Raw genomic sequence first — 14,505 nt, forward strand, 5'->3', positions numbered from 1 at the left:
TAACACAGCAACTGGGCAAAAGCAGCAGCGTTTTTCGCTTTTATCAATTTTTGATTATCAGGATTTTCCACTACCTCTTGATAAACAAAAAGGCAATCGAACCTGTTTTATTATATGATAAACCTACTCTCTGCTATTTTTAAAGCAAGTTTAAGATTTTGATTATTCTCTACTACTGAACTTCCTAGATTATCTAAGACAAGCGAAATGTTCAAGAGTATAGACTATGATCGCTACCAAGACACAAAAAACGTTATAATCGAACCTGAGGAATCTGAAAATCAGAATTGAAAAACAGGAATGATTCCCCAACGCGATCCTGTTATAGTGGGCGTTTCATGAGGAGAGGAGATCATGACTGATGACCAATGTAGAACAATATCTCAAACCTGAAGTGATACAGACAGTTGCACGCCTTGACTTAAGGGCCAAATTCATCGTCGAAGGCTTCCTGAGTGGCCTGCATACCAGTCCCTATCAGGGGTTTAGCGTCGAATTCAGCGAACACCGACGTTATTCCCAGGGAGATGACCCGCGAGATATCGACTGGCAGGTCTACGCGAAGACTGACCGCTTCTATATCAAAAAGTATCAGGCAGAAACCAATCTGACAGGCTATCTCGTTGTGGACTTATCCGAGAGCATGGCTTACACCTACCGTCAGAAGCTTTCCAAATTTGATTACGGAATTTGTCTGGCTGCCTCACTAGCCTATATGATGATTCATCAACAGGACCCCGTTGGCTTGATTACGTTCGGCGACCGCATCAAAAACTTTCTCCCAGCGCGCAGCAAACGCGGCCAACTGGGAAATATCTTGGCAATGCTGGCAAATTCACAGCCCAGTGGGACAACAGAAATCTCACAAAATATTCATCAGATTGCTTCGATGATCAAACATCGTAGCCTGTTGATGATCTTCTCCGACTTATTAACCGATCAAAAAAGTGTTCTGGACAGTCTGCAGCGATTGCGCTATGCAGGCCACGATGTCATCTTGTTTCATATTCTGGACGAAGCTGAAGTCTATTTCCCCTTCGAAGGCATGGTCGATTTGAAAGAGCCCGAACTTGGTGACTCAATGGTTCTGGACGCCGAGGGCATGAAAGCTGACTACCTCGAAGCCGTTAAGGAATTAAGAGACACCTATCAGGAAAAATTACAGGCGATGGGCGTCGATTATGTCCCCCTCGATACCAGTATGCCCTTCGACAAAGCGTTGATCGAATATTTATCTCAGAGAAAAGCCCGCTTCTAACTATTCGAATGAACACAAATCGTTGTCATTTGTTTCTACTCTTCTGGAACTCAGGTTAAGTTATAAGGATTCGACACTGTATTCAGGTTCTAGGGACAGCGTTCTTGAAATCTTAATGCAGTAAGCCACTCTATTAGCTTGCAAGAGCCGTCTATCAATTTTAGAGTGTTAATCACTTTGGATCATTGTACTTTAAGAATGGATTCCTAAGTTTCGGGCCCCTGAAATGGATGCTGGCCAGTCGATGATCTGCTGCATGCTCTGTTTTTTTGATTTCCTGAGCCGGAAATTGAAATTTTTACCAACAGAGTTTTGTCACACATCGTAGTAAACCCGCAGATATTCTAGCGTTAGTTTAGTTGGTTCTTTTTTAGGACTAAGAAACTGTTCTTATTACTGGTCATAATCTAACTAACAGTGGAGTGAAGAACCCCCAATGGACAACGAGTCAGTCATCCAGGTGAGCAACCTGACTAAGATCTATCGTGATTTCTGGGGCCGCAAAAAAGTGCGTGCTCTCAACTCATTGAGCCTTGAAGTGAAAAAAGGGGAGATCTTTGGTCTTCTGGGCCCCAACGGTTCTGGAAAAACCACGACTCTGAAACTACTGTTGGGTTTGCTGTTTCCTTCCGAAGGAGAAATCAAAGTCCTCGGACAACCGGCAACCAATGTGGAAAAGAACGAACGCATCGGCTACCTGCCTGAAGAATCATATCTGTATCGCTTTTTGAATGCAGAAGAAACACTCGATTTTTATGGACGACTCTTCAAAATGTCGGCCAAAGAACGTCGCGAACGATCTGCTGAGCTGATTGAAAAAGTCGGCCTGGGTCACGCCAAACGACGTCAGCTCAAAGAATACTCAAAAGGGATGACCCGCCGGATTGGTCTGGCACAGGCGCTCATCAATAATCCTGACCTGGTCCTGCTCGACGAGCCCACCAGTGGTCTCGACCCGCTCGGTACCGATGACATGAAACGCATGATTCTGGAACTGAAGGCGCAAGGCAAAACAGTTTTGATGTGTAGCCACCTGCTGGCAGACGTTCAGGATGTCTGCGACCGGATCGCCATTCTGTATGGCGGTGAATTGAAAGTCATGGGACGCGTTGAGGACCTGTTGAAAGAAAAAGAAGAAACACAAATCCTCACATCACGTTTGAGTCCGGAAGCAATCAAAGAAATTGAGCAGGTCGTTGCCAAACACAATGGCAAAGTCGATTCTGTCGACCATCCCACAGCGACACTCGAATCACTGTTCCTGAAAACAGTACAGGAAAGTAAAGAGCGCCCAGGGCAACGATTCGTTCCCGAATCGGAAGAGAAAAAAGCTTCAGAGTAAACTCCATTTTTTTATATTCAAGATCATTGACTCTGGCACTGGCTGACTGAAGTCAGAGCATCATTTCCGATGAGATGTTATTCACAGAAGTAAATCATTATGTCCTTTGATCCGATAGCCTATGACCCGCTTGATGCCCTGATCCACTTTCTGATCGTGTTCGGGAGCTCAATGTTCATTGCCCTTTTTGTCTGTTTATTTGTGGGTGTGATCACTCGCGGGACCAAGGGGTTTGCCGATGTTTTTTGGGGCGTCCTGGACTTTTTCGTTCAGATCGTCCACGTCTCCTGCCGCCGCATCTGGTCGCTTACCCTGTTGACGATCCGTGAGTCGTTACGGCAGAAAATCCTGTTTGTCTTCATTATTTTTGCCGTCCTGTTCATGTTCGCCGGCTGGTTCCTTTCCGGTTCGGCCGATCGACCTGATCTGCAGGTCCAGTCCTATATCGATTTCGTTTTGAAAGCCATCAGCTGGCTTGTCATTCCCATTATGCTGCTGCTGGCCTGCTGGTCCCTGCCTGAAGATATTCGTCTCAGGACAATTCACACCGTTGTCACAAAGCCCGCCTACCGAATTGAAATCGTCATGGGTAGAATGCTGGGATTCACGTTGCTGGGAACCGCGATTCTGGTTGTAATGGGGGGCATCGGATACATCTGGATCACGCGGCAGGTTCCCGAATCTGCCCGGGACAATCTGGTTTCCAAAGTCCCCGTTTATGGTGATATCACGTTCACAAACCGTGAAGGGGCTCCTACTGAATCCGGCATCAATGTCGGAGACATCTGGATGTACCGCAGCTATATCGAAGGCGCAACCAAAGCCAGCGCCATCTACAAATTCGAAAACATCGACGAAAGTGATGCCATCGATGACGAATTGAACCTGCAGTCTTCGTTCGAAGCATTTCGAACCCATAAAGGCAATATGGAAAAAGGGGGAATCCTCTATCAGTTCACTTTTGTAAACCCAGATAAAAATCTGCGTGTCAATACCGCACCGATGATCAATAAGGAATATTCCGATAACAGACTGAAAATCAATCGTAAAATCGTGCAGAAAAGTAACGATGGCAAAGAAGCGGTTGAGGTCGATATTTTTGACGATCTGGTTGATAAAGATGGCAACTTGACCGTTGAAGTCAGGTGTCTGGAAGCAGGTCAGTTACTCGGCATGGCTCGTCCTGACCTCTTCGTTCGTACGCCAGACCGTGCCTTCCTGGTGGGATATTCCAAAGCCGTCCTCGGAATCTGGCTGCCGATGGTGCTGGTGATTATGCTCGGCGTGACTATCAGTTGCTTTGTCAAAGGCCCTGTTGCCATTCTCACGACATTGACCATCGTCATAGTCGGATTCATGTCCAAAGAATATATGAATGAAATTTTGAGCGGTCAAATGCAAGCCTCAGGCGCCATCGAAGCCTGGTATCGCTTAATAACTCATATGAATTCTCAAACAGAATTACCTGCTGGTCCCGTAAGTATAATCATCCAAGGGGTTGATGATCTCATCAAAAACTTCCTCTGGCTCTGCCAGCAGGTGATCCCCAACTTTGCAATATTCTCTAACATGCGAGAATATGTGATCAAAGGGTTTGATGTTTCCTGGAGTGCCGCTCTGCTGCCTGGAATCGTCACTACTGCGGCCTATATTCTTCCTTGCTTACTTATTTCATTCTATAGCTTGAAACTTCGCGAATTGGAGGCGAAATGAACAAACTCACTTCCAAACATCGTAAGCTCGCTTATGTCATTGCCATTATCGTACTGCTGATCCCTGTGATCTGGCTCGGTATGCCTTCCACTGGGGAAGAAGGCTCTGGCGGCGAACTTGCCAAACTACGTGTCAAACATGAGCTCGGGGAAAGTACCCTGGGTGATGTGGACCCGTCCAGCGCGTCAATGAACTTCGTTCTGCTGGGACTCCGCGGCATTGCTACAAACATGCTCTGGTTAGATGCCAAAGACTATCAGGAAAAGAAAGAATGGGCCAAACTGCGGTCCACCGTTGATTCGATCATTCTCCTGCAGCCACACTATATGAAAGTCTGGGACTTCCAGGGCTGGAACCTCGCTTATAATGTGTCCGCAGAATGGGACGCCGTCGAAGACCGCTACTTCTGGGTCAAAGAAGGCATCAAATTCCTGAATGAAGGTGTCACACGCAACGAGCGATTTCCTGAACTCGACTGGAAGGTCGGAAACCTGCACGGCCAAAAAGTCGGTCGTTCTGATGAATGGAAACTCTTCCGTAAATTTTATAAGGTCGACCCCGATACCGAACGCTTTAAAGACGGCCCTGATCCGGAAATCAATCCCGAACGGCTGGATAACTATCAGGTCGCCAAGGAACAATTCCTGATTGCGAACGAAAAAGAACTGAAGCATAAACAACATTTGCAAATGAGAATGCTGTTTCGTGGTTCTCCCTGGCACGCTCAATTCGATTATGCCAACGCCATGCAACGCGAAGGGAAATTCGGAAAGCAACGTACGGACGCCTGGGCACAAGGCTTTAAAGACTGGACCACCATTTTCGGCCGGGAAGAGTTCATCACTCCCAAAGGTCCGATCGTTCTGGAATGGACCGAGGACGATATCAAAAACCTCGCCGCTCGTGACGATAACATCACAGAAGCTGATGTAAGACATTGGATCAACCGCTATCAGGATACGTCCAACTATCGCTTCTGGCGAACACGTGCCCTTTCCGAATCGGAAACAGACACCATTGATGCCCACAAGGCAATCTACGATGGTGAGCAAGACTTCCGCGAAGCCAAGTTTGATGAAGCCAAAGCGCAGCTCGAAAAAGGGATGGCGTTGTATGCGAAAGTCTTAAATAAATATCCCAGTCTGATGTCCGAAGATCTGGCCATCGAAGAAGGACTGAAAGCAGTCATCCTCTGGCGATATATCCATGAGCTTAAAGGATTGCCGCTGCCAGAAAGTTTCCCGTTAAAACCACTCTGGCTCAAAGAACAAGGTCGTGTGCCTGAGCTACAAAACGATCTGCGGCGAGATCTGGGAGTTCAGTAACTCACTCTGACTGCATAAGAAACCTCAAGAGCCATCCGACATTTCGGATGGCTCTTTTTTTGTGGCTTGATCAAGGTAAGAAAACCGTCTCCCAAAAACACGAGGTTAGTCCGAATGCAACACCGCCGTTCAATCGGCACTTCCCTGGTAGCGTTTCTGAATCTCTTCCGCAGTCAAGGCACGCCGATAGAGTTTCACGTCTTTCATTTTTCCGTTGAAATAATCGTGTGCCCCAAATCCGATCTGCAGCGGCTTAGCATTCGTCAGATTGTACTCGGTCGGATCGAATCGTGAGGACGTCGCCACCAGTTTTCCATCGACATAAAGCTTTAGACGATCGTTCTCTTTAACCGCCACGATCTGCCGCCACCCCGGTTTGAGTGCGGTATCGTAAGTCGCACTCTTGCCGGCTTCGATGGAATGCACGCGGCCTGCCGGTAATGTTCCTGCAAACAACCGCCCCTGATAAACGGCCATCGACCAGACGCGACGGTAACGCACATCAGGCGTCATGTCGAGACGACCAGTATTCTTCCAATCAATGCCGCCGTCATAGCGATAGACTTCCGCCAGCGGAAGCGAGCCAGCATACATCTTGCCATTATACACAGCCAGCGGCATACTCTCTTTCTCATCACCCAGCCGCCCCGCCAGCTTCCACTCATTCTTACCCGCATAGCGATAGACCTCCGCGTGTGGCCACTCACTCACATAGAGATTGCCTTCATAAACCGTGAAACCATAAGTCTGAGTCGACTCGCCCACCTTACCCGCAGATGACCACTGCTTCCCGTCATAGCGAAAAACAGCGCCGGCATCATAGCTGGTTGCATAAAGATCACCATTATAGACGGCCATCGATTCAACACGCTTTCCCTCTGGAACACCACATGAAGTCCAACGTGTTCCCCCGTCATAGCGAAAAAACGCAGCCGGCGCATACATTGAAGAGGCATACAGTTTTCCCTTATAAACCACCATTCCGTTGATCGCTTCCACTCCCGGCAGCGTACCACAATGAGTCCACTTCCCGTCTCCTTCATACCGGTATACGTTGCCGCCGAAATGCGGGTTGTCTGATTCCGACAGTGAAGAGCCTTTCAAACGATACTTGCCCGTCCCCGCATACAGTTTACCATTAAATACCGCCAGGGAATTCACCGCGTTACATACATCTGGCGCGCCACAATCAATCCACTTCTTCCCGCCACCAAATCGAAAGACCCGGCCAGCGGCCTTTTCTCCCGGAACACAGGTGCCGGCAAACAGTTGCCCGTCATAAACAGCCATACTGTAAACCAGAACGGCATTCCCCAGTTGACCATGGTCCGTCCACTGTGCATCAATTTTTCCATTATCAATTCCAAACTGCAAATGACGATCATTCGATTGACTGCTGGTCACGCCAGCATGATTTTTAATGCTGAGCTGAAAACCCCGGCGCGTTTTCGCATCATACTTGCTAAGCAAACTGCCAATCACATCATCCAGATCGGCGCTCGTGTTCACCGTCATCGCAATCGAGAAATCGCCGGTCCCCAAATGCAAAGACTCTGAATCGGGAACTTCAATCCACGCCGTCCCCCCGTCAAACTTCGCGGGCTGCCCCGGCGTAAGTATCACCCCCCGATTCACACCACGATTTTGAAAACGGCTCCGATCCCGGACATCACCCTTTAATCGCCAGTCGCCAATCAATGCCTCGTCTTCCGCTCTGACAACAGACGCATCAAAGCCTGTCACACTCCAGACAGTCAACAACAGCAGGTATATCAAGTTTCGCATTGGATTTTTCTTTCTCTAAATGAAGATCAAGCGCCGTAATTGACCTTAACATTCATTAGGTTTCCTTACAAATTAAACGGACCCAAAAATCACTCATTAATTACAATGAGAAATTGAGCCGACTTTAATCGACGTAAATAAATTCGCTCGTATTCAGGATCGCCAGACAGAGATCTGTCAAAGCAGCGCCTGCGTAAAGATCGCGAATTTCTGCCTGGGCAATAGGGAACAATAGTTTTTGGGTGGGCCGTTGTTCGGTGGAAAGCATATTACGTTGTGAGTTCAGGAAAGCAACCAGTTCTGTCTGTTCCGCTTGAGAGGGAACACGTCCCAGCGCACGCCGGATGAGTAAAGTCACTTGCTGTTCAGAATCGGAACCAACCTGATCCCAGATAAAACCGGCCAGTTCTCGAGCAGACTTGATCGAACTTTCTGAATTCAACATCAATAGCGACTGCGGCGCCGTGGTGGAAATGCCGCGGCGGGAACAACTGGTGTTCGCATCGGGACGATCAAAAACATCAAACAGCGGGTATCGCAAATTGCGTCGCGCGAACACATAAATGCTGCGCCGATAATGATCGTCTACATTAGGGCTCGTCTTCCATTGATTTTTGAGCAGCGTTGCTCGCAACTCACGCGGCAAGGGAGGCATCACGCCTCGGCCTCCGGTTTTGCGGGAAAGCTTACCGCTGATCGACAACATCGCATCCCGAATCACTTCTGCTTCCAGACGTTGACGTGGGTACCGTGAAAGTAAAGTGGCCTCCGGATCGGCTTTCAGGGACTGCTTCCACTCTTTGTCATTGGCCGATGAATTCAGTGCTGGCTTGCCAGCTTGACGGTAGACGCTGGAAGTCAGAATTAAACGATGTAGTGATTTCATTTTCCAGCCGGAAGCAATCACTTCTGCTGACAGCCAGTCCAGCAACTCGGGATGCGAAGGCAGTTCGCCCATCGTTCCAAAATCACTGGGCGACGTTGAAAGCCCGCGACCAAAATGATGCTGCCAGATCCGGTTGACAATCACGCGCGACGTCAGAGGATGCTCGTCCTGAGTGAGCCAGCGGGCAAACGCCAACCGCTGCTGTTTGTCATCGTTTGACTTGACATTCAAATCTTTTAAATTGGCCACGCGTAAAAACGCCGGCTGGACTTTTGGTCCCGGCTGTCGCCAGTCGCCCCGAATCATCACATGGCTCGACTGACCCGGAGTTCCCGTCGAAGCCAGCATCAATACCGATTGATTCCGCACCGGCTTGACCGCAGGTTCAAAAAAAGCACGCATGCGATAAAAGTCAATCGTGCTGATCGGATCATATTTGTGATCATGGCACTGCGCGCAACCCATCTGTAACGCCATAAACACCGAGCCGACAGTCGATGTCATCTCATTCAATAATGTGTGTTTGCGTTCTTCCTGTGAATTGATGTCAGGCATATCGGGCCCGGAAAGACAAAAGGCCGTCGCGATTTTCGCATCCGGATTCTTGGGTGCAATCACATCCCCCGCCAGTTGCCAGCGGACAAATTGATCATAAGGCATATCAGCATTCAGCGCTTTGATGACCCAGTCCCGATACTTCCAGGCATGGGGACGGATTTTATCATGTTCATAACCGTCCGTCTCGGCGAAGCGCGCCAAGTCCAGCCAATGCTGTGCCCAGCGCTCGCCGTAATACTGTGAAGCCAGCAAACGATCTACCAGTCGCTCGTAAGCATCTGCAGACTGATCCGCCAGAAACCGGTCGACTTCCTCAGGCGTTGGAGGCAGACCGATCACATCAAAATACAAGCGGCGAATGAGAGTCGTCCGATCAGCGGCATGCGCGGGCTGCAAATTTTCGGATTCCAGCTTCGCCAGAATAAACCGATCGACGGGAGTCCGTGACCACTCTGAATTTTTAACGGCTGGAAGACCTGGCCTTTTGATCGGCTGAAATGACCAGTGATCCCGGTCTGCCTCAGTAATCGGCTCCTCTTTCAGTTTAAACCGCTCATGCGCCGAGACGGTATGCACACAAGACAACAAACAGCAAGCCACCGCGAACAGCCAGTGAAATCGAAATACACGCATCATGTGAGAAGTCCCTTCACCACTTCGACCTCTGCAGGTCCCGTCAGACGTTCATCCAGGCCGTTATGAAAGTAAGTCAGGGTTTCATGATCCAGGCCCATCAGATTCAACAGCGTCGCATGAAACTGATTCACATGCACTTTCTTCTCTACAGCACGCAAGCCGATCGCATCGGTCGCACCATAGGCACGGCCCCCCGTCACTCCAGCACCAGCCAACCAGCCGGAATATCCCCAGGGATTATGATCGCGGCCTTTGCCCTGCTCACTCATCGGCATCCGACCAAACTCACCACACCAGACCACCAGTGTATCTTCCAGTAAACCGCGGCGCTTGAGATCTTTGAGCAGCGCCGCTACTGGCTGATCCGTTTTGCGACAATATTCTGTATGATTTTTTGTGACATCGCTATGTGCATCCCAGCCGACGGTATCACCGGAATAGAGTTGCACAAACCGCACTCCTCGTTCGATCATGCGTCGCGCCAGCAGACACCGCTCACCAAAATCCCGAGTCTGTGGATCATTCAGACCATACATCGAATGTGTTTCTTTCGTCTCCTGAGTCAAATCAACCAGTTCGGGAGCCGCCGTCTGCATCCGAAACGCCAGCTCATAAGCCGAGATTCGCGCAGACAGTTCATCATCCCGATCTCGATTTTCATAATGCCGCCGGTTCATGGATTGAATTAAATCAAGCGTCGCGCGTTGCTGACGCGATGAAATTGACGCGGGAGGTTTCAGGTTTAAAATCGGCGTTTGTCCCGCCCGCATAGTGGTTCCCTGAAACGTAGCCGGCAGATATCCACTTCCCCAGGCAGGTGGGCCCCCTTTGATTCCACCACCAGGATCCGGCATGACAACAAACGCGGGCATGTCGGCATTTTCCGAACCGAGTCCATACGCGACCCAGCTTCCCACACTGGGATGCCCCATCAGAACACTGCCGGTATTCATCTGATAGACCGATTGCGGATGATTCACACTGTCGCCATGCAACGAACGCACGACACACAAATCATCGACCAGCTCTCCCGTATGCGGCAGGAAATCACTGACTTCCAGACCTGATTCCCCACGTTTACGAAACGGCTTAATCGGCGCCAGTAACGGATTCTTCGCGACCTTGCGTCGCGTCATGACTTCGCCAAAACTGTCAGGCAGTGGCTGTCCGGAATATTTGACAAGGTCCGACTTCGGGTCCCACAGATCAACGTGACTTGGCCCGCCATGCATAAATAGCCAGATCATGCGTTTCGCACGTGGCTGAAAATCGGAGGCTTTCGGCTTGAGAGAACTGGATTCTGACGCAGCATGAGCAACACCGTCCGCTTTGAACAGAGACTCCAAAGCCATTAACCCGATCCCGCCACCAGCGGTTCTCAACAACTCCCGCCGATTTAATAATCCGGGCATATCGAACGAGGTAGATCGATCCGCGAGCGATTGTTTCAACGTCATACCAGAGGCTCCCTGATGGTTGCTGAGATTTCTATTCCTACTATATCAGGGAACAGGCGACAACTCGACTAGATTCATCAACGTTTTTTGATTTGAGTCAAATTTCGGCAGCCGCCTGATGCAGTAGCCTTCACCTGATGCAGTAGCCTTCAATTGACAAGAAGTCTCATATCAATACCACCACAGCGTCAGTACGTGTGATCTATCTACACAATACAAGCAGTTGGCGTAATGAATAGAAACCGTCGAAATGATTCTGAAATCTGTTGTGTTGAGAGACATATAAATCAACAAACAGAAATGAAGGACGCAGAAGATGTCTGACTCAATCGTGAGTCTGAAACGCGTTCCTCTTTGATGATACAAATCGAACACTCTGTCCCCGGTTTCGTTTCGAAATATTTTCGGAATTATTCTGAAGTGAATCATCGTTTCTTAAAATATTTCTCTGTTTCCTGAAACCCGCTTCGACAGCCTCGAGTATTCATCACGCGGGACAAACAACATGGTTTTGAGAGAAGCCATGTGATGTTTATTTTTGGCAACATGTTGTCTTTGATCATCGTTTTAAAGGTATTGGAATGCTGACTGCAGGGTAGTTCATGGAAATCTTCGTTTTTGTAAAATCCGTTTCCAACCGCTCCAGAAAACTAAGCTATATCAATACTGACCAGGCGCAACAAACGGTTGTAAAACATCAGAGAAGGCAAGATGTGAATCAAGACACAATTATTCACAACACCAGAAAAGAGATGGGAAAACCAATGACATCAGCATCACAGAGTTACTTCAAAGGATTGCTTGCCATCACAGCCGGAGTCTGTTTAATGATTCAACCCGAAGTCGTCAGCGCACAACAACCCGGGGCCATCATGCAACAGAAAACATTATCACCACGGGCGATTGAAAGTCTGGTCACGGGCATCGCCTTCTATCCGGATGACCTGGTCGAAACCATTCTGCAAGCGTCACAACATCCGCTCGCCATTCGACAAGCAACCAGAACAAACGGAGTTCAAATCGGCGGCGGTCGCTTTGCACAACGCGTGCAACAATTCAAAAAAGTAGCCGACCCCAACGTAGAGAAACTCAAACAATATCCGGAGATCCTGGCTCAACTAGGCGACAACATCGCCACAACAACTCTGCTGGGACGCGCCTTTAAAACACAACCCGATGATGTCTGGCGGGCAATCGACAAACTGCGGGCAGAAGTCGATACGGCTCTGAAAGAAGAACCCCAACAATTCGTCGATGCCAGCGGTGCACCGTTAACAGGTCAAGCTGCCTACGTCGCAGCCGCTGGCTATATCGCCGGTCGCTATTTCGTACCCGCTACCGTTTCCGAACTGTATACGGCTTACGCCCATCCTAATCAGACCACAACCACCGCAACGTATCACGGCGAAAACGTCAACGGTTCCGCAACACAAACTTCAACGACAGGCCCCTATGGTCATGCCACTGGATCTACAGGCAGCAGTTCCACAACCTACACAGGGCCCAAAGGCAACACTGTTACCGGAGCCACACAAGGGGGAAGTGTCGGTTATCAGAACGGTCCCACCACTGTCGGAGCTGGAGCGGTTAATACAACAGTCACTGGTCCTCAGGGAAATTCCGCGACAGCCACCGGAGCGGGTGTGGCAGGCAAGACCACAATCAACGGCACGACCTATTTCGGTGCCGCCGGCGGGGGAACCGTGAACACATCCAACGGACTGTCCGCGACCGGAGCAGGACAGGCCACCGGTTCGGTAACACAAACACAAACAGGAGCCAACTACAACACCCAGGCCAGCGGCTCTGTCGCCACCAACACCGGCGTGAATGCCTATGGTAACCGCAGCACCAACGGCAGCGTGAACCAGAATGCCGACGGTTCAGTGAGTGGCGTTCGCTCGTCATCCACTTCCGTGCAAGGCAATAAAGGTTATGCGGACGTGCAACATAACAGTTCGGGCACTGCGACCGGCAACGGAAACGGCACCTATAACGGGTCAACCAGCATCGATTCCAGCAAAGGTTCGGCTGCCGTCAACACCACAGCAGCCGACGGACAAGTCAGTTCCACTCTAACCACGGAGAATGGTACTAAAACCGGCACACTGGGCGACGGACAGGTTGGCCAGAGTTCTTCCACAGCCAGCAGCCGTAAATCGAATCGCAGCCAACAGGCGGCACGTTCTTCGAATCCTCGCAACAACCAAAGTGCATCATCTCGTTCCAGCCGTAAATCCTCTTCTGCGAACTCGCGTTACAGCAAATCATCGAGTCAGCAGATTTCGTCCGGCTTAAAGAGCATGCAGAAAAACTGGGGACAACTCAACCAGCAGATGAATCGTTCGTCTCAAGGTACTGCGTCACGAAACGGAAGACAGTCGAACTCACAACAGCGATCCACGTCCGGTTATTCACGCGGTTCACAAAATCGCTCACACTACTCGAACGGCGTTCCCACATTTTCAGGAAACAGTTCGTCATATTCCCGAGGCAGTTCGTCCCGTAGCGGCAGCAGCCGCGGATCTTCGGGCCGTTCAAGCGGAGGTCGCGGCGGACGCAGATAAGCAATTTTGAATTCGTAAAACAAAATCGAACACGCCCCTTTTCTTAATTGAGAAGGGGCGTTTTTTATTTCCTATTCCTGTTCAGATTCAGTTTATTTTCTTTCCCTTTTTTGAAATGGCCACTAGGATAGAAAAGTAGGCGCATCTCATTTTCTCGTACCTATCTGCGTTCGAGCCTGGAATCAAAGTCAGAACGGCGTCATGAAAATCACGAAGAACACCTCGCTCAGTTCCATCGAAATCCTGGTCGTTCTAACGATTTTCGCCATCCTCGCCGCACTACTGGTCCCGGAAGTCCAGCAGGGAACTTCCAATTCACGCCGCCAACATTTTAAAAACCAGATGAAATACATTGCCCTGGCACTGCATGAATATCAGAATGAACATGGCTGTCTGCCTCCCGCTGTGATCAAAGACGAACAAGGCAACCCTATGCACAGCTGGCGGGCAACCCTGCTCCCTTACTTAAAGGCAACTCCCGTTTTCGAAGACTGTCAACTCGATTACCGATTTGACGAACCCTGGAACAGCCCGCACAACCAGCAGATCGCAGAGAAAAACCATACGCTATTTCGCGGAGACTGGAAGCTTTCCCAATCAGATCAAACAAGAAACTCAAAACTAGTAGCCGTCATCGATGACAGTACCTACTGGTCCGAGAATCAGTCTCGTCAACTTGGGATAGACAGAATTCTTCTGCTGGAAGTTCCAGAATTAAGCGGATTATGGAACGAGCCCACAGACCTGACCCTGGATGAGCTGATCGGCTTAACCCAAACCGATCGTTTTGCGCCCCACGGTGCTTACGTCTTATTTGACGATGGATCTGTTCGCTGGCTTATAAGAGAGGAATTCAACCCCGGCTTTATGAGACATCTGCTTCAGACGCCCTGAGCGTCATCCCCTTACGCTGTTTCATAAAATAAATAACACCCCGTTGACTTAGTGTCTTGTCGACACTATTATAATCCTGACTCA

9 protein-coding genes are annotated in these 14,505 nt (G+C 49.5%); 6 read left to right on the plus strand and 3 right to left on the minus strand.

Annotation, left to right across the window (positions count from 1 at the left end; all coding sequences use genetic code 11):
• Positions 1-361: 361 nt before the first annotated feature.
• The 4 genes from AAC022_RS01725 (at position 362) to AAC022_RS01740 (ending at position 5,638) form a co-directional block, all read left to right on the plus strand.
• On the plus strand, positions 362-1,258 hold the full coding sequence (locus tag AAC022_RS01725; RefSeq protein WP_339727376.1) for a DUF58 domain-containing protein: 897 nt from the start codon (positions 362-364) through the stop codon (positions 1,256-1,258).
• Between the two features lie 436 nt (positions 1,259-1,694).
• Positions 1,695-2,600 (plus strand): ABC transporter ATP-binding protein, encoded by a 906-nt coding sequence (locus AAC022_RS01730; protein ID WP_339727379.1) that lies wholly within the window; start codon positions 1,695-1,697, stop codon positions 2,598-2,600.
• A 99-nt stretch (positions 2,601-2,699) separates the two neighbouring features.
• A complete protein-coding gene (locus tag AAC022_RS01735) occupies positions 2,700-4,313 on the plus strand; it encodes a hypothetical protein (protein ID WP_339727381.1) in 1,614 nt (537 codons plus the stop codon).
• Positions 4,310-5,638 (plus strand): hypothetical protein, encoded by a 1,329-nt coding sequence (locus AAC022_RS01740; protein ID WP_339727384.1) that lies wholly within the window; start codon positions 4,310-4,312, stop codon positions 5,636-5,638. The genes AAC022_RS01735 and AAC022_RS01740 overlap by 4 nt, the downstream gene beginning before the upstream one ends.
• Positions 5,639-5,767: 129 nt before the next feature.
• Here AAC022_RS01740 and AAC022_RS01745 read toward each other — a convergent pair whose 3' ends face one another.
• From AAC022_RS01745 to AAC022_RS01755, 3 genes are all read right to left on the minus strand, one after another.
• Positions 5,768-7,423 carry a LamG-like jellyroll fold domain-containing protein gene (locus AAC022_RS01745; RefSeq protein WP_339727386.1) on the minus strand — a complete coding sequence of 552 codons (1,656 nt, stop codon included), beginning with the start codon at positions 7,421-7,423 and terminating at the stop codon, positions 5,768-5,770.
• A gap of 124 nt (positions 7,424-7,547) precedes the next feature.
• Positions 7,548-9,503, minus strand: coding sequence for a DUF1549 and DUF1553 domain-containing protein (locus AAC022_RS01750; RefSeq protein ID WP_339727388.1), 1,956 nt, complete (start codon positions 9,501-9,503; stop codon positions 7,548-7,550).
• Positions 9,500-10,960 (minus strand): DUF1501 domain-containing protein, encoded by a 1,461-nt coding sequence (locus AAC022_RS01755; protein WP_339727391.1) that lies wholly within the window; start codon positions 10,958-10,960, stop codon positions 9,500-9,502. The genes AAC022_RS01750 and AAC022_RS01755 overlap by 4 nt, the downstream gene beginning before the upstream one ends.
• Before the next feature lie 713 nt (positions 10,961-11,673).
• On the opposite strand from AAC022_RS01755, the gene AAC022_RS01760 reads away from it, so the two are divergent.
• Positions 11,674-13,527, plus strand: coding sequence for a DUF3300 domain-containing protein (locus AAC022_RS01760; protein ID WP_339727394.1), 1,854 nt, complete (start codon positions 11,674-11,676; stop codon positions 13,525-13,527).
• A gap of 201 nt (positions 13,528-13,728) precedes the next feature.
• Positions 13,729-14,421 (plus strand): DUF1559 domain-containing protein, encoded by a 693-nt coding sequence (locus AAC022_RS01765; RefSeq protein ID WP_339727398.1) that lies wholly within the window; start codon positions 13,729-13,731, stop codon positions 14,419-14,421.
• Positions 14,422-14,505: the final 84 nt, after the last annotated feature.

Source organism: uncultured Gimesia sp. (assembly GCF_963976445.1).
GTDB lineage: Bacteria > Planctomycetota > Planctomycetia > Planctomycetales > Planctomycetaceae > Gimesia.